The organism is Porphyromonas cangingivalis (assembly GCF_900638305.1).
GTDB lineage: Bacteria > Bacteroidota > Bacteroidia > Bacteroidales > Porphyromonadaceae > Porphyromonas_A > Porphyromonas_A cangingivalis.
In genome coordinates this window covers 90825-111753 of record NZ_LR134506.1, presented here as the reverse complement: position 1 = coordinate 111753, position 20929 = coordinate 90825, and the positions used below count along the sequence as shown (strand labels likewise).

Sequence of the window (20929 nt, the reverse complement as noted above, 5' to 3'; positions counted from 1 at the left end):
TATTTACTAACCATCAGACTATTTTCACATGAGACCAACATATAAGAACATCAACATCAACGATGGCAAGTGGGGACAACCCTCTTTGGCTGAATTCGTTGCAAAGAATAATATCGAACATAACTGGGAGACTCCCGAACAGATAAAAGTAAAGTCTGTCTATACCGAAGAAGACCTCAAGGGTATGGAGCATCTTGACTACGTGTCCGGTCTGCCTCCTTATCTCAGAGGTCCTTACAGTGGGATGTATGCCATGCGTCCTTGGACGATCCGCCAGTATGCGGGGTTCTCGACAGCAGAAGAGTCGAATGCCTTCTACCGTCGCAATCTCGCTTCGGGTCAGAAGGGACTTTCGGTAGCCTTCGACTTGGCGACACATAGAGGTTACGATGCGGATCATGAGCGTGTCGTAGGCGACGTAGGTAAGGCCGGGGTATCGATCTGTTCGCTCGAAAACATGAAAGTGCTCTTCGACGGTATTCCCCTCAACAAGATGTCTGTCTCCATGACCATGAACGGAGCTGTACTTCCCGTCCTTGCATTCTATATCAATGCAGGTCTGGAGCAAGGGGCTCAGCTGGAGGAGATGGCAGGGACGATCCAGAACGACATCCTAAAGGAATTCATGGTGCGTAACACCTACATCTACCCACCCGAATTCAGCATGCGTATCATTGCAGATATCTTCGAGTACACGTCACAGAATATGCCTAAGTTCAACTCGATCTCCATCTCCGGCTATCACATGCAAGAGGCTGGGGCGACTTGCGACATCGAGATGGCTTACACCCTCTCTGACGGTCTCGAATACCTTCGTGCAGGGATCAAGGCAGGTATCGAGGTGGACAAGTTTGCACCACGTCTATCGTTCTTCTGGGCTATCGGCATGAACCACTTCATGGAGATTGCCAAGATGAGGGCTGCACGTATGCTTTGGGCAAAGATCGTACAGAGCTTCGATGCCAAGAATCCAAAGTCTCTGGCTCTCCGTACACACTCACAGACATCAGGATGGTCGCTCACAGAGCAAGATCCATTCAACAATGTGGGTCGCACCTGTATCGAGGCTATGGCTGCCGCTCTCGGACACACCCAGTCTCTACACACCAACGCCCTCGACGAGGCTATCGCCCTCCCTACGGATTTCTCTGCACGTATCGCACGTAACACTCAGATATACATCCAAGAAGAGACCCTTGTATGTAAGGAGATCGACCCATGGGGAGGCTCTTACTATGTCGAAGCATTGACTCACGAGATCGCTCACAAGGCATGGGCGCATATCCAAGAGATCGAAAGTATGGGGGGGATGGCCAAAGCCATCGAGACCGGTCTGCCCAAGCTCCGCATCGAAGAAGCGGCGGCACGAACACAGGCTCGTATCGACTCCAACGCACAGACAATCGTAGGTGTCAACAAGTATCGCCTCGAAAAGGAAGCCCCCATCGACATCCTCGAAATCGACAATACCGCCGTACGTGAAGAGCAGATCAAGCTCCTCCAACAGCTGAGAGCCAACCGTGACGAAAACGCAGTGAAGGAAGCTCTTGCAGCCATCACCGAAAGTGTGCGCACAGGCAAGGGCAACCTCCTCGACTTGGCGGTCAAGGCCGCAAAGGTGCGGGCTTCGCTCGGAGAGATCTCAGATGCTTGCGAAGAGGTTGTAGGACGTTATAAAGCTGTAATCAGAACTATTTCAGGCGTGTATTCACAAGAGACAAAACAAGATGCCGACTTCATCCAAGCATGTAAGTTGGTCGAAGAGTTTGCGAAAAGAGAAGGTCGCCAGCCTCGTATTATGATCGCAAAAATGGGGCAGGATGGGCACGACCGTGGTGCAAAAGTCGTGGCTACGGGCTATGCGGACTGCGGCTTCGACGTAGATATGGGACCCCTCTTCCAAACCCCTGCCGAAGCTGCTCGCCAAGCGGTAGAGAACGACGTCCACATCATGGGTGTCTCCTCTCTTGCAGCAGGTCACAAGACCCTCGTACCTCAAGTGATCGAAGAGCTAAAGAAGCTCGGTCGCCCGGACATCATCGTGATCGCCGGAGGGGTCATCCCGGCCCAAGACTATGACTTCTTGTACAAGGCCGGTGTTGCAGCCATCTTCGGCCCCGGCACTTCGGTCGCAAAAGCAGCCGTCGAACTAATGAAAATCCTACTTGAGCAAGAATAACCCTCAAGCTCGAATAGTAGTTTTCCGAGAGCCTCAAAGTCTTACTCCTTTGAGGCTCTCCTTTTTGTCCTTGTCCGCCCATCCTCTCTGACATAACGGGCGTAAGGATTACCATGAGAGACCATCTGACCATCTCACTCCCAAAGCTATGAGAAACAATATTTTTTGCGACATTGCATATATGTAGAGTAAGAGAATTATTGTTTAAGGTTTTTTTTTATCTTTGTAAATGTCGTATTTCAGCCGACCTTTGATCAAAGAGGTTGCTGCATCTACACTCCTACAACTGTTCGTTTAAGTAATTCTATTATGGATAATAAAGTACAAGAGTTAGCCAACAAGATCTATCAAGAGGGCGTCCAAAAAGCGTCTTCAGAGGCAGAAGAAATCCTAACAAAGGCGCAGGCACAGAGCGAAAAAATCTTGTCTGACGCTAAAGAACAAGCAACACGTCTCGTGCAGGATGCCGAAAAGAAGGCTGCCGAGGTCAAGGAAAATGCAGAGGCCGAACTACGTCTCGGCACTAATCAGGCTATCGAAGCCCTTCGCACTCAGGTGACAGACATGATCAACGAACAAGTGATCAAGACATCGATAGACAAGGCTTTTGCAGACCCTGCGCTCCTCTATGGGATAGTAAAGGATATGGCGACCCAGTGGGCAAAAGGACAGGATGTCGTCGTGAAGACCGAAGACGCCGCAAAGTTGGAGGAGTTTTTCAAAAACGAGATCAAAGAGACTCTTGAGCATGGTATCCGTATAGATCAAGTGAGTGGCAAGGCTCACTCGTTCGAGATCATGCCTCAAAATGGCTCTTACAAAGTCGTCGTGGGTAAAGAAGCCTTTGCAGAGTACTTCAAGGACTTTTTGCGCCCCAAGCTCAGAGCGTTCTTGTTTGGCAATACTCAAGAGCAATAAACACACATCCCTATGGCTAACTATTATACCTTAGGTGCCTCCCTACCCGATCTGTTGATAGACGATACTAAGATCGACTACTCGACTGCGGAGTTTGTGGAGGAACTCAAAGGACAGGCCTCATCGTCAGACCAAAAGCAGATAGACCTCATCCTCCTCAGAGGAGACAACAGAGTGCTCGTCGCCATCCTCAAAGATCGCCCCATGCCTGCACTGTATATGCCCCTTGCCCTTGGAGAAGCTCATCTGCGCACCCTCGTGGAAGCCGTGCGTAGCGAAAGCCTCGAGGACAAGCAGGATCGCTTGCCCATCCCGGAAGGCACACCGGAATATATGGTGACTTTCGTGCGCGAGTACCTCGGGGAGAAGTATGAAAAGGGGGTGTTGTTCATCGAAGACAAGTTGGCAGAGCTGTACCAAGAGTATGTGAGAAGCAAAGCGAACACTTTCCTCAAAGGATGGTTTGAAATGAATCTCAATCTCAATAATATCTTGGCTTCACTCACAGCAAAGAAGTATGACCTCGATCCTGCCAAATACCTCGTCGGCTCCAACGAAATAGTGGAGATCATCAAATCAGGCATTTGGAGTGACATCTCGGATCTCAAGGAAGGTGAGATGATGAACGAAATCATAAAGATAGGAGAAGAGAACGAACCTATGCACAGGGAGAGACGTCTCGATGCGTTCAAGTGGAGAATGCTGGAAGAAGTCACCTTCTCGGACTCCTTCTCGATCAATGCCATGCTGGCTTATCTCCTCAAACTTCAGATACTCGAACGGTGGGTCTCACTCGATAAAGAGCAGGGCATGGCACGCTTCCGTGAGATCATTATGGGTCTGAAAAAAGAAGGAAGAGAGGAGCTTGCCGACTTTGTGCAGAGGACAAAGAAATAACAGGGTAAAGTAGCGTGCAGAAGCCGGATCATGCCACAATGCTATCTGGCTTTTGTCCATTACAGAGTCTTTATTACAGCATGGCTTCGGCGTGAAGTGAGGCGTGCAGACTTTAGAAACATTTGAAATAAAAAAACACAAGATACAATATCCAAGTAATGAAAACTAAAGGCGTCGTGAAAGGGATCGTATCGAACCTCGTCACCATCGAGGTCGACGGTCCGGTAGCACAAAATGAGATCTGTTTTGTCTCTGTACGTGGTAGGGCACTTATGGCCGAAGTCATCAAGGTCATCGGCAAGAATGCTTATGTCCAGGTCTTTGACAGTACCAGAGGAATGAAGGTCGGTGATGAAGCTACTTTTGAGCAACACATGCTCGAAGTGCAGTTGGGACCGGGGATGTTGTCGAAAAACTTCGACGGACTCCAAAATGACCTTGATAAGATGGAGGGCGTATTCCTCAAAAGAGGAGACTATACCGACCCTCTCGATAGAGAAAAGAAGTGGCACTTCGTCCCCCTTGCCAAAGAGGGAGATACTGTAGTGGCCGGCTCTTGGCTCGGAGAGGTGGATGAAAACTTCCAACCCCACCGCATCATGACGCCCTTTGCCCTCGAAGGGTCGTACAAGGTAAAGAGTATCGTGGCAGAGGGAGACTATGTCGTAGATCATGTCGTGGCAGTACTCACAGATGCACAAGGCAAAGACATTGAAGTATCGATGGTACAGCGTTGGCCGGTGAAGAAACCTATCCTCGTGCACGTAGACAAACCAAGACCATACAAACTCCTTGAAACAGGGGTGCGCATCATCGATACGATGAACCCCATCGTGGAGGGAGGTACCGGATTTATCCCCGGACCTTTCGGTACAGGTAAGACAGTCTTGCAGCACGCTATCTCCAAACAAGCAGAAGCGGATATTGTGATCATTGCCGCTTGTGGTGAACGTGCTAATGAGATTGTGGAGATCTTCAAGGAGTTTCCCGAACTCGTAGATCCTCACACCGGTCGCAAGCTCATGGAGCGTACAATCATCATTGCGAACACTTCAAATATGCCAGTGGCGGCTCGTGAGGCCTCTGTCTATACGGCGATGACAATAGCTGAATATTATCGTGCGATGGGTCTCAAGGTGCTTCTCATGGCGGACTCGACTTCTCGCTGGGCTCAAGCACTTAGAGAGATGTCCAACCGTCTGGAAGAACTTCCGGGTCCTGATGCCTTCCCGATGGACTTGTCGGCAATCATTGCCAACTTCTACGCTCGTGCCGGATATGTCCAACTCAAAAATGGTAAGACAGGATCAGTGACCTTCATCGGAACTGTTTCTCCTGCCGGTGGTAACCTCAAGGAGCCTGTGACAGAGAATACGAAGAAGGTGGCACGCTGTTTCTACGCCCTTGAGCAGGCTCGTGCCGACCGGAAGAGATATCCTGCTGTCAATCCGATTGATAGTTACTCTAAGTACTTGGAGTATCCTGAGTTCGAAGAGTACATCACCGAACTCGTGGGAGAAAATTGGATCCCCATGGTCAATGAAGCCAAGACTCGTATGCACAGAGGTAAGGAAATTGCGGAGCAGATCAACATCCTCGGTGATGATGGTGTACCCGTAGAATACCACGAGATCTTTTGGAAGTCCGAGCTCATCGACTTTGTGATCCTTCAGCAAGACGCTTTTGACGACATCGACTGTGTCACACCTCTCGAACGTCAAGAAGTGATGCTCAAGAAGGTCATAGATATCTGTAACATGAAGTTCCGCTTCGAAGAGTTCAACGAAGTCAGCGAATTCTTCAAGCGTATCATCAACATCTTGAAGCAGATGAACTATAGCGAGTTCAGGAGCGAACAGTTTGAGAAGTATGAGGCTCAGCTTGTCTCACTTCTCCAAGAGAGACTAATGGAGGAAGCTGTCGCCACTCCTGAAATGAAGTAACCTACAGAAGAGTAAAAGTTATGGCTACAAAGGCATTTCAAAAGATATATACAAAGATTTCAAAGATAACAAAGGCAACCTGTGCTCTAAATGCCCAAGGTGTGGGCTATGATGAGTTGGCAACCATAGATGGTAAGCTCGCTCAGGTCGTGAGCATCCAAGGAGATGAAGTGACCCTTCAGGTATTCGCCGGGACAGAAGATATTCGAACCAATGCCGAGGTCGTCTTCCTTGGCAAGTCCCCCTCGTTGAAAGTCAGTGAAAATCTCGCCGGACGGTTCCTTAACGCTTATGGTGATCCCATTGACGGAGGCCCTGAACTTGAAGGAGAAGAAATAGAGATCGGAGGACCTTCGGTGAACCCTGTTCGCCGCGAACAGCCATCCGAACTCATCGCTACGGGGATATCGGGCATTGACCTCAACAACACGTTGGTCACCGGACAAAAGATCCCATTCTTTGCCGATCCGGATCAACCATTCAACCAAGTCATGGCTACCGTTGCGCTCCGTGCAGAGTCGGACAAGATCATCCTTGGAGGGATGGGACTCACCAACGACGACTACCTTTACTTCAAGAACACCTTCTCCAACGCAGGTGCTCTCGACCGTATCGTGAGCTTCATCAACACGACAGAAGACCCATCCATCGAGCGTGTCCTGATCCCGGACATGGCACTTGCCGCAGCAGAGTACTTTGCGGTCGAAAAGCATGAAAAGGTGCTTGTCCTTCTTACGGACATGACCAACTATGCTGACGCTCTCGCAATCGTATCCAACAAGATGGATCAGATCCCATCGAAGGATGCTATGCCGGGGTCGCTTTACTCAGACCTTGCGAAGATCTACGAAAAGGCGGTACAATTTCCATCAGGTGGCTCTATCACCATCATTGCGGTGACAACGCTTTCGGGCGGAGACATCACTCACGCAGTACCCGACAACACCGGGTATATCACCGAAGGACAGTTGTACTTACGTCGTGACAGTGAAATAGGTAAGGTCATCGTCGACCCATTCCGAAGCCTTTCGCGCCTCAAACAACTTGTGATCGGTAAAGACACAAGAGCAGATCACCCACAAGTGATGAATGCCGCTGTACGCCTTTATGCCGATGCTGCGAATGCCCAAACTAAGTTGGAGAACGGTTTTGACCTCACAGACTACGATGAGCGTTCGCTTGCGTTTGCAAGAGAATACTCCAACAGTCTTTTGGCTATCGACGTAAATCAGAACACAACCGCTATGCTTGACACGGCGTGGAACCTCTTCGCCGACCACTTCTCTCCCGAGGAAGTGAACATCCGTCAAGAATTTGTCGACAAATATTGGCCATCCAAGTAATCCTACTCTGTCATGGCAATCAAATTTCAATACAACAAGACCTCTCTTCAGCAACAGGAGAAGCAGCTCAAGATACGTGTGCGCGCACTCCCTACTATCAAAAGTAAGGAGAGTGCCTTGCGTATGGAAGTCAAGCGAACCAAGGACAAGGCTGAGATACTTGAGCGTCAGCTGGAGGAGCACATGCAGTCCTATGACAGCATGGTAGCACTTTGGAACGAGTTCGACGCCTCACTCATCAGCGTCAAAGATGTCCGTATGTCGACACGTAAGATTGCAGGGGTACTTATCCCTGTACTCGAAGGTGTCGAGTATGATGTGCGACCGTTCAGTCTGACTGACAGTCCTTCTTGGTTCATGGAGGGGATGAGCCTCATCAGAGGTCTTGCCGAAGTGGGGATCGAAGCCGAGTTTACACGCCTAAAGCTACAATTGCTTGAGCATGCTCGGAAGAAGACCACTCAGAAGGTAAACCTCTTTGAGAAGGTTCAGATCCCCGGCTATCAAGATGCTATCCGAAAGATCAAGAGATACCTCGAAGACGAAGAATCTCTATCAAAAGCATCTCAGAAGATCATGCGTGCTAATATAGAGAAAAAAGAACAGGAGGTGCTCGACATATGATTATTAAGATGAATAAGTACTCTTTCTTGATTTTTCATAAAGAGCACTCAGATTTCCTTGTTCGGCTCAGAGACTTGGGTGTCGTTCACATACGTCAAAATAACGACACCAAGCAAGTCGAGGAGATAAAGGCTCTCCTTGCGGAGCAAAAGCAGATACGTGCCACCATCGATCGGATGAATACGATGTGGAGCAGCGCAGGTATCACGGCTGATGACCTTAAGCCCGTAAGCGAATACCTCCATGTCTCACACGACAGCTTCAGCACGGCACAGAAATATATCGAGACCATCGCGACGATTGATACAGAGATCGAGACCAACCAAAAGAAAGTCAACGAGCTCAATCAACTCAAAGGGGAACTCAAGATTTGGGGAGACTTCGATCCACAGCTCCTCAAGCGCCTTGCCGATGCAGGTCAAGAGATAAGATTTTGGAGCGTGCCTCTCCCTCAATACAAACCTGAGTGGGAAGAGCAGTACGGCGCCATCATCATCAGCGATGCCAGACGTATTGCGAGCTTTGTGACCGTCACCCCCACAGGCATGTCTCCGAAGATATCGGCTGAGAAGGTAGACCTCCCTATGCGCAGTCTATCCGACATCGAGCGAGAGATCTCTGAAATCACAGAAGAGACAGCACGTCTGAGAGAATCCCTTGTCTACCTCTCGCACGACAAGTCAGTGATGGAAAGGCATCTCTCCGAGCTCGAAGATGTCTACAACATGAGCAATGCCCTCTTGCAGGGAGAAGCCATGTTTGATGACGCCCTCATCGTCCTCGAAGGATACATTCCTGCTGAACAGTCCGAAGACCTGGAAAAAGCCCTTGATACTGAAGGATACGCTTACACACAGTTGGAAATCAAGGAAACCGATGACGTGCCGGTGAAACTCAAGAATAACTTCTTTGTTAAGGTCTTCGAGCCCATCGTCAAACTCTTCTCTCTTCCGAACTATCACGAGATAGATCCGACCCCGTTTGTAGCACCATTCTTCATGCTCTTCTTCGCCATGTGCTTTGGAGACGCAGGTTATGGACTCTTCCTACTTATCCTTTGTTCGATCTTCAAAGTGAAAGCGAAGGACAATCTGAAGCCTGTCCTCTCTCTCTTTCAGTGGTTAGGAGGAGCAGCAGCTGTCATCGGTTTTTTCTCAGGGTCGTTCTTTGGCATCGAACTCGCAAAAGTAGAAGCACTTGCGGCAGTGCGACAATTCTTCATTTCATCTGACAATATGATGATCATTGCCATTGCCGTAGGTTTGGTACAGATCATTGTCGCGAAATTTGTCGGAGCATACAAAGTCAAAGTACAGAAAGGGACAAGGCATGCTCTATCCCCTTTTGCTTGGGTCATCTTCATCATCGTGATGCTCGCCATCGTCCTCTTCGGACTGCCACAAGTCGATCTTCAGTTACCCACCTATGTCAACTACATACTTTACAGTATAGCCGGCTGTTGTGCTGTCATCATGCTATTTTTCAACAGCCCGGGTAAAAGTATCTTCTTCAACATCGGCAGCTCTCTCTGGACAGCTTACAACACAGCGTCGGGTCTCCTCGGTGACTCTCTCTCATACATCCGACTCTTTGCGATCGGACTTACGGGAGCCATACTTGGTAATGTATTCAACACCTTGGCCATCTCAATGACCGATGGGATACCGATGTATGTGCGTTGGCTTCCGATGCTGATCATCTTGCTCATTGGGCATACGATCAACTTCGGGCTTGCGATGATCGGTTCGCTCGTTCACCCTGTACGACTCATATTCGTGGAGTACTTCAACAATTCCGACTTCGAGGGTGGAGGACAAGCATATGCTCCACTGAAAAAGAATAGTCTCACACAAGATCAATAAAAACAAAACTTATAAATAACAATCAAATCTCTTATTAGAATTATGGACACAAACTTAATGTTAGCTTACTTGGGTGTTGCCCTCATGGTCATCCTTTCGGGTGTAGGTAGTAGTATCGGTATCACCATCAGTGGTAAGGCTGTCGTAGGCGGTATGAAGAAAGATCCCACACAGATGGGTAAGTATATCGGTCTTGCAGCTCTCCCATCATCTCAAGGTCTTTATGGCTTCGTAGGCTTCTTCCTCGTACAGTCAAAGATCTTTGAAGGTATGTCTACCTTGGCGGCATGGGCTATCCTCGGTGCAGGTGTTGCACTCGGCGTCCTCGCACTCATCTCAGCTATCCGTCAGTCTCAAGTATGTGCCGAAGGTATCGCAGGAGTCGCTTCAGGACACAACGTCCTTGTCCCAAGTATGGTCATGGCCGTGTTCCCAGAGCTTTATGCGATCTTGGGTCTTCTCGTTGCGATCTTGACCTTCTTGGCTCTTCCTTCTGCAGCAGTCTGATAGACAAACCATATTCGTAAAACGACTCACGAGGGTCGGTCGAAAAAACTTTCGACTGACCCTCGTGGCATTATGACGAGCCCTCAAAGCAATAAGCATACCGAAATGGATCAAAAAGGTCCTATGACTTGATGACGAAAGTCGTATGATTCGGATACTGTCCTAAAAAAGTGTGTAAGCCCCGTAGCTCTTAAATTTGTGGTAAGAACAAAAAACAAACTAAGAACAATGGAGCTTACATCATCACAAAAGTCGGCATTTATTTCGGAAATGCTGTCATCGGAGTCAGGTATTAACGAACTTATTCGTGTATTATTGAACACCTTCTCCAAGCAAGAACGTTCTCTTTTTGTCCAAGAACATAAAGGTGAACAGTGCAATGGTTTCCGTCCCCGTCGATGGCGGGGCTATGGCTGTAGCTTTGAGCTTCGCATTCCACGTACTCGTTCAGGGAATTTTCAGCCCCTGATTTTGGGCATCCTCTCCCATCAGGAAAGCGAACGCGCCCTCCTCTTCCATGAACTTTATACCCGAGGACTTTCGTGCGAAGATATTGGCACGGTGTGCGAACGCCTCTATGGTCATCACTATAGTAAACAGCAAGTCAGCTTCCTCTCCAACACGAGTAAAGCAGAGATATACGAGTGGTTAGAACGCAAATTGTCGCCCCACTATTTGGCAGTATACATTGATGCGACGTTTGCCTTTACTCGGCGAGAGGATAGTGTCTCTAAGGAGGCCTACTACACGATGCTGGGCTTGCTTCCTGATGGTAGCCGCGAGGTGCTTTGTGTGGTGAATCATCCCACAGAGGGAGCATTGAATTGGGAAGTGGAGTTGAAAGCTCTCAAAACTCGGGGCGTAGAACACATAGACCTGATTATCTCAGATGCCTTACAGGGTATTGAACGCGCTATTTGCTCGGCTTTCCCTCAGGCAGCTCATCAGTTATGTGTTGTTCATTTCAAACGACAAGCACTTAACGCCGTGTCAAAGAGGGATAAAGCTCAGATGAAGCAGGAGTTGGATGACTTATTCCCTATTCTGGATACAGGACTTACTCCCATCAAGGCATTTGAGAAATTATGTACATTTGCAGAGCGTTGGGGCAAGAATTACAGAAGTTTACTCTCTCTGTCTTCCCCTCGCAATATAGGCTACTTCACCTATCTGAGGTACCCGGAGGAGGTTCGTCGTATGATTTACTCAACGAATTGGGTGGAGCGTCTCAATCGCAACTATAAGCGCACGTTACGTATGCGTGGGGCTCTCCCCTCGGCTGATGCCGTCGTATTCCTCTTAGGATCTGTTGCCCGAGAGATGACTGAGAGAACTTATGCTAGGAGGTTGCCCTACTTTCAAGAGTGGAAGATTAAATAAATGGATAATAACAACAAAACCACAAAGTTTTTACCACAGGGGCATGCCCCTGTGGTAAAAAAGGAAAACAACTACTCTTACACACTTTTTCGGACACTACCATGATTCGTTTTCAAAGATCGTAAGACTCGTTTCCGACCCTCCAACGACTTCATTACAGGTCTTGCTGCAGCAAACCAAGATTCGAATAAAGCAGAAGAAAGATGAGAAATCGTATCGCATGGTCAAACTAGGAGAGCTAAAGCTCCATAGACGAGACCATTGAGGGGCACCGAAGCATAGTTCAAGATCAATTCGATCTAAGAAAACGTAGATTCAACATAAGGAAAAGACATTGTGTGTTATATTAGCTGAACTGCCCCCAAAAGTTCGACACAAAACTTTTGGGGGGCAGTTTATTTTTTTGTTGGGGGCTCACTGATCTGAAGCGTAGACTTTGATAACCTATTCACCAAGCATGCAAGGGCTACTGTTACCTGTTGAAAAATTTAGCAAGCAGCAATAGTTAAAAACTCGGCAGGACTTCGAGTTTTAACAAATTGACCTTGGAGAGTCAAAATATTTTTAACACCTTTGCGCCGGCTCTTGCTACCATATAAGCAAGTCTTATATGAAACACCACTATTTACTTATCAGAAAATATCCTCCAACCCTGGAAGTATGTCTGATCGTAAGCTAAAAGAATTGACCTAAAATTTGAATAATATCCGGGGAAAAAGTGCTGCTCAGGATAATCCTTGGGCTTTCTCATCTCGGTATCATGGGTATATTGTATTTGATATTAATTATATTTTCTATTTCAACACTAAAATCACATCTATGAAATGAAAACATCTGTATTCTTTTCAGGGATATTGAGTCTTTTATTACTCATATCCTCATGTCAGAAAGACAGTATTGACACTTCTTCTTGGCTCAAGATTGACGCCGATGAAGTGATACAACTGGAGTCTGGCACCAGCGAAAGGATTATCGCTGTGAATTCAAGTCAGGGGCAGTGGGCAGCCACAAGTAATGCTGACTGGCTGGAGGCTAAGCATGCCGGCGACTATCTCGTGATCAATGCAAAATCCAATGAAACCCTTAATGTACGCAAAGCTCAAATATTGGTCGTCTCCTCGGGTATCAAAAGGACTCTGCAGATAGAACAGGCTGGCTACCCCACATTAGTAGTAGAAACAGATCCCGCAGTGGTTGCTTTTGGAGAGGAGGAGGGACAGATGAGGCTCATAATCAAATCCAATGCCACCGATTGGGTCGTGCAGCAACCATCAGAAGAGTGGATAAAAGTTGTCGCTCGTCCTCGAGTAGCAGAACTTGTCGTAAAGGTCAAGGCGAATGAGACTACAAATGCTCGTACTGCTGACATCATTGTCTCAGCAGGTGGTCAAAATACTACAATCAAAGTCAAACAAGATGGTCAACTAAACTTCTACCTGCCCTTTTCGGACTGGGGTATGAGTTTTGATAATATACAGAAGAGAGAGCTTGCTCGTAAGAGTAAATTGGCAGGTACCCCCAATCCTGATGTCGGAGATAGGGGCTATACCTTCCTGAGTGTGAGCAAGTCTTTCCAGTTCATAACATACGAGTTTGAAAACTATGGTACTGATAAGTTACAAGCCACTACCCTTATAGGTGACAGGAATATCCCTTATACCAATGAATACCATGATTTTCTCGTAAGTCAAGGATTTGAGCGTATTACTCCTATGGATGGTCGTACCAAAGGTATACTCGTATATATCCATAAGGAAAAGAAGATCGACATGTCGATATATGCGATCCATGACAAAGATCTGCAGAAAGATGTATCAGTCATATTCTGTCGGCCTATAGTAGAACAACCGGCTCCGATGCCGACTCTTACTGATTTAGAGACCGGAATACTACGATTTGGCGAGGCTACAGTCCAAGATGTCGAAGCCTGGGAAAACGCCCATGGGGGTAAGTACGATGAAGAGTTTTCTAAATTGTACCGTTTACCACTCTTCTTTGTGGATGATCCATTCTATGCCAGAGGATATTTCTTCGATAATATCAGTAAGTCTCCGGATCCGGAGAAGCTTGTGGTATCAGGATATCTGTACTTCTATACAGATTACAAGCTAGGGGTATACAGACATGGAGGTATGGAGTATTTGACCAATGAATTCAAAGATTTGCTAAAGCGCGAGGGATTTGAGTTTATGTACTTCTATCCGAACAATAGGGGTTATTACTTTAAGAACACAAACAAGGAAGTAATAATCATCGTCAGAACCATAGTAATGGGGGCTCGCAGATTGATGCGGATAAACTATATCCCGATGCCGAAGACAACAAATGCGTCATTACGATCCGCTGTTCCCTCAGAATCGGAAAACAATAACAAAATAAGTACTAACATCACAAACGTAGAGCTATGAAATATTATCTGATAGTGGCTCTTATCTTAGCCACATCTCTATGTACCACTTCGTGTAGAGACGAGCAGGTGTCTCCTCCAAAGCAAGATACTGAATTGATCGTATCTCAAGATGGACTTCTGACACTTCAGGCAACTGCGACTGAGCATCGCATCTCTGTACAAACTAACATAGAAGGGTGGACCTGCATATCCAAAGCCTCTTGGCTACAAGTAAAGGCATCAGGACGTGAAATGGTACTATCCGCTTCGGCCAACATCAGCCCAGCCTCTAGAGAAACGAAGGTACAAGTTATCGCTGCTGATCAAGTGTACAGCTTCGACGTGGAACAACGTGGAACATCAGCGACTTTGGAGCTAAGCAATCAGCCCGATATGATTGATCAGCGAGGAGCAGAGATATTGGTAGATGTCAATACCAATGTAAGCACATGGTTCGTGGAGTCGAGTGAGACTTGGGTTGAGGCCATCCCAAAATATACAGACGATCAGATCTTACTCAAGATTATCGCGAATGACACTCGATACGATAGAAATGCTACTATCACTGTCACAGAGACTACATCCGGTATCAAGCAGGGATTTCAGGTTGTACAGAAAGGTATGATCTATCATATCCTTCCGTTTACAAACTATGAAGGTAGCAAGGAAGAACTTATAGAGTTCGAAACCAATCGTAAGAGTAAACTCATACAAAGACCTACGGAGTACAACCCGGTGTACAAGTTCGAGACGATCAGTCCGCTTTTCCGTAACATAGTATATACAGTAGATATAGACGAGACTATCACGAGTAGTCAGGTATTTTTCGATGCCAGGAAGATGGCTTCCGATGATGACAAGAAAGACTTCTACAAGTATCTGTCGAATGAAGGATTCGATCACGAAGGTAATGATATTTATTACTCAACAAAACACCAATCAGAGGCAGAGCTTAAATCCAACCATGTCCTTTATACATATTATCCTATAGAAAAGGGAGTCATACAGCCGATTGATGCCCTGCCACTGGAAGATATAGAGCTCAATGTCACAACAATAGATCAAATCAAGAAGTCTCAAAGTGACATGGGTAGAGAGTATGTAGCAAGTCTGTCAAAGGAAGGAAGAAGACTTGTATTTCGCTCTTCCGATGATGGTAAAGAAGAGCTACATGTATACTACTTTGCTTCCTCAGGGACATTGATTGAGGCTATTCATTACTATGAAAACATACCTAAATACATGTACACCGCAGACAACCTGAAAACTTACCTCACAAGAGAATTACGTAAGGCTATTCGTAAGGATAAGTTTAACTTCATCTATTACTCAGAGGTCAAGCTCAGATATGGCTACGTATCTTCGGATAATAAGACCGAAATGATCATAGAGCAAGTAAAGCACCCATATCCTGAAAAAGGGAAAGAATCTCCTAAGATGCTGAAGATCAAGTTTCAAGTTAATCGCAAAGTCTAACCCTATAGGATACCCAACAATATGAAACATTTACTTAAATACATCATAGCCCTGGTTGGTCTACTTACCATGGGGTTATCCGGTTGCACGAGAGACATACTTTTGGATGAGGAGAATTCTGCAGAACTCTCTCTGTCCCAAAAAGAAGTAGTTCTCAACAATAGCAATAGAGAGATCGACATCAATGTGACAACTAAAGGCTCATGGAACTGTATCACATCCTCAGACTGGCTCGAGTGTACAAAATCTGAAAACAAGATCCACTTGAAGGCGAAAGTCAATCACACAGAATACGAACGTGTGGCCACAGTCATCGTCACCATGGGTTTAGTCACAGAGCAAGTCCTTGTAAAACAGACTACGAGTACCGACAACCCCAATGGGTCAATTTACACAAGCAAAACAGAGTTTCAGATAGATCAATGGGGATCAAGATTTGTGATACCCGTGTATACCAATAGTAAGAACTGGGTGGTCTTATCTTCCGATGACTGGGTGACAGCACGTTCCAACATTGTCAAGGGTGAGATCCAAGTCACGGTAGCAGAAACAGAAGAACGCCCTGACAGATCTGCGAGTATATTAGTCAGAGATGTCAATACCGGAGACAATTTTGCAGTGAAGATTACTCAAAAAGGGATCATGTTCATCATTCTGCCATACTTGGAGTTTGGGACAAGCATAGACCCTCTCATAGACTTTGAGGTAGCTCGTAAGAGTACCGTCGTCGGGATACCCGGAGACAACTCAGGTGCTTATGGGGCTATCAATAAGGACATGTGTAAGTTTGTAACCAAGAGTAAACTCTTCACTCGTATGGAATATCGCTTCGTCGATGACAAGATGACTCAAGCCTATGCTTACAGTAATCTTTATCAGCTGGAGAGTGTATATGATGAATTTGTGGACTTTCTGATTGAGCATGGCTTTGTACCAGATGAAGGATCGGGGAGGTTCTTTAATAAGAAAATGGAGATGATGGCCGAGCTGAAGCTAAGTTACAACAGTGAGGACGTCCACATCCTGTACACTTACCTCCCTAATCAGAAGGAAGCATTTCCTACATTTGAGGAGCTACCCGGTCGTCTCTCCAATGTTCCTGGATGGGTTGACTATGACAAGGATAAAATTTATGAATGGGAAACAGCCAATGGTGGTGTCACAACCAAAAAGGATGGTGTGGTGAGTACATTCTCCAAGACTCGCACCATATATTACACATCTACCGAACCACTTGCGCCTGAAAAAAGCACCTATACTCTCAAAGCATCTGCCGATGATCAAGGACGAGAAAAGATCACAGGACTTTCACTCAAGTTCAGAGCAAGCGACACAAATAAGTTCTTCTGGGAGAAGGACGGCATTTACTATCTCACGGATGAATTTATGCAACTATGCACCAAATCCAAAATGAAATATCTGGGAAAAAGCGGAGAAGGACATATCTTCAATAACCCGGAGACCGGCAACTCATACAACATAAAAGTGGTAATGGAGTCAGGGAAGGCATCCGTCACAATGAGTGTTACACCATAATTATAACCCCAAAAGGCAATGAACAAAAAATATATTCTCTTGACACTGCTTGGAGTTTCGATGACTCTGGGTGGTTGTCGTCAGGACGATCTAGATCTTCCGGTTCAAGATCCGGAACAATTGGCAATAGAAACAATTGTGGACAATACCGAAGAAACATTACCCAATGTAATTCGTGTTCGCTTCTCTGAAGTAGAAGGAGAAAGGATAGAACATCTGCTCCAAGAACAACGAGAGTCTGCAAACAAGTCGGAAACTCACTCTATACCAATACTTGAGGAGATCAAAGCTACGCATATGGAGCGAGTTTTTCCTCATGCGGGAAAATATGAGGAACGTACCAGACGTGCCGGGTTGCATCTTTGGTATGATATCACTCTCGAGAATGAAGGCTCGGAAGCCGAACTCATGGCTGCGCGTGACAGAGCAATGGCATTGATTGAGAAGTCATCAGGTGTCACAGCTACAGAGCTTGTGTATACTCCCAAGATTCCTCAGACAAAGGCTGTAAAATTTGAGATGGGGCAAGTCAGAAGCTTGAGAAGTGCTACCACACTGCCGATGAATGATCCTATGCTACCCGGGCAATGGCACTATCATAACGATGGGAGCCTCATCAGATCCAAGGTCGGAGCCGATATCAATCTATTTGAAGCCTGGAAGAATGAGTCCGGGAAGTCAGAAGTGATCGTATCCATCGTGGACGGAGGTATCGATGTCAAGCACGAAGACCTCAAAGATAATATGTATATCAACGAGGCAGAGCTCAATGGAGTAAAAGGTAAAGACGATGATGGTAATGGGCATGTCGATGATATTTATGGCTATAACTTCTACCTTAGAGAAGGAACTATAAACCCGGTTGATCACGGGACACACGTAGCCGGGACTGTGGCTGCACGCAACAACAACGGCATCGGTGTATGTGGTGTGGCAGGCGGTAACGGTGAGATCGGCTCCGGAGTAAAGCTTATGTCCTGCCAGACATTTGATGTAGATCCCAGAGACAAGAAGTTGAAAGGTAGTGGATTTGCACAAGCCATTAAGTATGGGGCAGACAATGGAGCCGTAATCAGCCAAAACTCCTGGGGGACGCCAGGCTCAACAAGGATCCCGCTCTCCACCAAAGAAGCTATCGACTACTTCATCAAGAATGCCGGATGTGATGAGCAAGGCAATCAGTTACCTAACTCTCCGATGAAGGGTGGAGTAGTGATCTTTGCTGCGGGTAATGAAGGTACAGACTACATGGCCGCACCTGCCTCCTATAGCAAAGTAGTGTCTGTGTCTGCTATGAGTACAGACTTCCGAGTTTCTCCATATTCCAACCGCGGAGACTGGATAAGCATAATGGCTCCTGGTGGAGATATTTATCAACACAGAGGGCAAGTACTTAGCACACTTCCGAACAATGAATATGGTTACATGCAAGGCACCTCAATGGCTTGTCCTCATGTGTCTGGTATTGCAGCCCTGATTGTATCTAAGTTTGGGGGGCAGGGATTCACCGCGGACGAGCTAATCAAACGTCTCAAGACCGCCATTTCCGCCGTGGATATAAATGTGATGAACCCTGAGTATGCCGGACGTTTGGGCATAGGCTATATAGATGCTGCAGCAGCCATATCAGGAAAAGTATCCACCACTGCCCCTGAAATCGTTCGTTGGGACAAAGTCACTTCTGCTCATACAGGACTCGATCTGACTTGGTACGTAGCAGCAGATGCCGACGATCAAAAAGCATTTGGTTACAACATCTATGTGGACAAAGAGCCCTTGAGCAAAGAAAAGTTTGTCAAGGTGCATAAAGTAACAGTCCCCAAGCCCGCAGCCAAGATAGGAGATATAATAAGTTATCAATTGAAAGGTCTCAAGCCTGATACTCACTACTACTTGGCTATCGAAGCATACGACAGATGGGGTAACGTCAGCGAACCGATCTTCGAGGAGGGAAAAACTCTATCCAATCACAATCCTGTGATTACGGTCCCCGATCATCAGGCGATCCGTCTCTCCGACAATGATAGTTATGACCTCAAGCTATCCGTATCTGACCCTGACGGGCACAAATGGACTCATAAAATCGAAGGACCGTCACATGGAGTGACTGTAGAGCGCGTGAACGATCAACTCAAGCTACATTTCCGAGTTGTCGTCACACAAGGCTCATATAAGGTCAAGATTGTTGTTACTGATGAACTCGGAGGCAGAGCAGAGAAAGATATTGAGTTTGAAATATATCAAAACATGGCACCTAAGCAGATTAAATCATTTGAAAAAGCTTATCTGCCTATATCCCGAAATCCTCTGAAGATAGATCTCAGCACTTACTTCTCTGATGCAAACAAGGATATCCTCAAGTACACAGTGCGCAATATCGGTACAAGCAATGCAACAGCCATCATAGAAGATGCCATCATGACTGTCAGTGGGACAGCCCTTGGACGTACCGCTCTGGAGATTACTGCAACAGACCCCAAGGGGATGCAAGCTAAAGCCATTTTCGAGATAGAAGTGGTCAAAGACGAGCTGGTACATGTTATTTATCCGATACCGGTCAGCGCTACGTTAAACATACGTTTTGCCTCACACTTGCGTCAGGCTTTCGTTCAAATCTTCACATTATCAGGAGAAGAAGCATTGAGTCGTACAATAGCACTTCCGGAAGGCCAACCAGTCTCTCAACTAGATGTTCGTAGCTTGTCTACGGGCACTTATATCTTGCGAGTAGACGCAGAGGGTAAAGAATATCGTCAATCATTCATCAAACGCTAACATCACAAATAGTTTATGATAAAGAAATTCATATTGTTATGTCTGGGTCTCTACGCTTTGGGCACGACATTAAGTGCTCAGACACAAACCCTTCCCATTTTGGGCATGGGAAATGATATGCGCTCGGCTGGTATGGCCGGAGTAAATCCTATCCACAGCATTCATAGTAGCTTCTATTCAACCCCAACCAGCCTATTGTATGGTACCAGAAGTTTACGGTTCAGCTATCAGATAGGAGTCCGCCCTCATACAGATGCTCATCGCATCACATATCACCAAGCTTCAGCGGGATATCGCTTGGATCAATACCAAGGGTTTTACTTAGGTTGGCGTTACTTAGGAGGTATGGAGGTACCTTATATCAATGCCCAAGGTGTCACACGTGGAAGCATCCATCCACGAGACTGGGCCGTGGATTTAGGTTATACCCGTCTTTTTGGAGAGAGTTTTTCCGGTTGGGGACGTATAGGGTATCTACAATCTTACAACTCGGTGACAGCTGATGTTGTGACAGCATCTCTGGGGGCTGACTATCGTAGGCTCGGTTTTTCTGACAACTTTGGAGACTTCATGTTAGGTTTCTCTGTGGAGAATTTTGGCTCTAACGTGAAGTATGCAAAGTCTGGAGAGAGCTTCAAGCAACCCACACTCGCTAGACTTGGAAGTAGTGTAACTATCTTGAAAGGACGCAATCTCACCTTTGGAGCAGGTATCCGATATTTGTTTACAGGTAACGAAGACAAAAGGTTGATCTATAATTTCGGAGGAGAAGTATGTCCTGGAAAGATATTAAGTATTCGCAGTGGTTACATATTGTCTCCTTATGGCAATATATTGACCTTGGGGTTAGGCCTCAACTATAAAGGTATCTCACTAGATGGGGCCTATGACAAGCACAAGCTTAATGAATTTAATATGATTCGTTTAGGGCTTACTTGGTCCTTGTAGTCTAGATACACCTTTCTCGTAACCTTTTACTTTTACGTTAGCATTAAATAAAGGTTACAGTTATCGGATAATAATACATTTTACAGCACGGCATGGGGATCATCCATGCCGTGCTATTTATTTTTACAGGCTTCAATTGATAGTCATCAATA

General features: G+C 46.4%; 14 protein-coding genes. All 14 read left to right on the top strand.

The features are described from left to right. The first annotated feature begins 28 nt into the window (after window positions 1–28). The 14 genes from scpA (at window position 29) to EL262_RS00415 (ending at window position 20777) form a co-directional block, all read left to right on the top strand. Window positions 29–2179, top strand: coding sequence for a methylmalonyl-CoA mutase (gene scpA / locus EL262_RS00480; protein WP_036848787.1), 2151 nt, complete (start codon window positions 29–31; stop codon window positions 2177–2179). Window positions 2180–2488: 309 nt separating this feature from the next. Next, complete coding sequence (locus EL262_RS00475; RefSeq protein ID WP_025838636.1) at window positions 2489–3097, top strand: hypothetical protein; 609 nt, start codon at window positions 2489–2491, stop codon at window positions 3095–3097. Window positions 3098–3109: 12 nt separating this feature from the next. Continuing rightward, window positions 3110–3994 (top strand): DUF2764 family protein, encoded by an 885-nt coding sequence (locus tag EL262_RS00470; RefSeq protein ID WP_025838634.1) that lies wholly within the window; start codon window positions 3110–3112, stop codon window positions 3992–3994. Between the two features lie 158 nt (window positions 3995–4152). Next, a complete protein-coding gene (locus EL262_RS00465; protein WP_025838632.1) occupies window positions 4153–5937 on the top strand; it encodes a V-type ATP synthase subunit A in 1785 nt (594 codons plus the stop codon). Between the two features lie 20 nt (window positions 5938–5957). Next, the gene (locus EL262_RS00460) at window positions 5958–7280 is read left to right on the top strand and encodes a V-type ATP synthase subunit B (protein ID WP_025838630.1); all 1323 of its coding nucleotides are present in this window, start codon (window positions 5958–5960) and stop codon (window positions 7278–7280) included. 12 nt (window positions 7281–7292) lie between these two features. Next, window positions 7293–7904, top strand: coding sequence for a V-type ATP synthase subunit D (locus EL262_RS00455; protein WP_025838628.1), 612 nt, complete (start codon window positions 7293–7295; stop codon window positions 7902–7904). Window positions 7905–7912: 8 nt separating this feature from the next. Beyond that, window positions 7913–9766, top strand: coding sequence for a V-type ATP synthase subunit I (locus tag EL262_RS00450; RefSeq protein WP_159100533.1), 1854 nt, complete (start codon window positions 7913–7915; stop codon window positions 9764–9766). Between the two features lie 42 nt (window positions 9767–9808). Then, a complete protein-coding gene (locus tag EL262_RS00445; protein ID WP_025838623.1) occupies window positions 9809–10273 on the top strand; it encodes an ATPase in 465 nt (154 codons plus the stop codon). A gap of 228 nt (window positions 10274–10501) precedes the next feature. Next, window positions 10502–11653: an IS256 family transposase gene (locus tag EL262_RS00440; RefSeq protein ID WP_025839650.1), complete on the top strand. Its 1152-nt coding sequence runs from the start codon at window positions 10502–10504 to the stop codon at window positions 11651–11653. 824 nt (window positions 11654–12477) lie between these two features. Then, window positions 12478–14061 (top strand): BACON domain-containing protein, encoded by a 1584-nt coding sequence (locus EL262_RS00435; RefSeq protein ID WP_078735914.1) that lies wholly within the window; start codon window positions 12478–12480, stop codon window positions 14059–14061. Continuing rightward, complete coding sequence (locus EL262_RS00430) at window positions 14058–15518, top strand: BACON domain-containing protein (RefSeq protein ID WP_078735915.1); 1461 nt, start codon at window positions 14058–14060, stop codon at window positions 15516–15518. The genes EL262_RS00435 and EL262_RS00430 overlap by 4 nt, the downstream gene beginning before the upstream one ends. A gap of 21 nt (window positions 15519–15539) precedes the next feature. Then, window positions 15540–17054, top strand: coding sequence for a BACON domain-containing protein (locus EL262_RS00425; protein ID WP_078735916.1), 1515 nt, complete (start codon window positions 15540–15542; stop codon window positions 17052–17054). A gap of 18 nt (window positions 17055–17072) precedes the next feature. Then, a complete protein-coding gene (locus EL262_RS00420; RefSeq protein ID WP_078735917.1) occupies window positions 17073–19829 on the top strand; it encodes a S8 family serine peptidase in 2757 nt (918 codons plus the stop codon). A gap of 15 nt (window positions 19830–19844) precedes the next feature. Then, window positions 19845–20777 carry a PorV/PorQ family protein gene (locus EL262_RS00415; RefSeq protein ID WP_025839004.1) on the top strand — a complete coding sequence of 311 codons (933 nt, stop codon included), beginning with the start codon at window positions 19845–19847 and terminating at the stop codon, window positions 20775–20777. Window positions 20778–20929 lie beyond the last annotated feature (152 nt).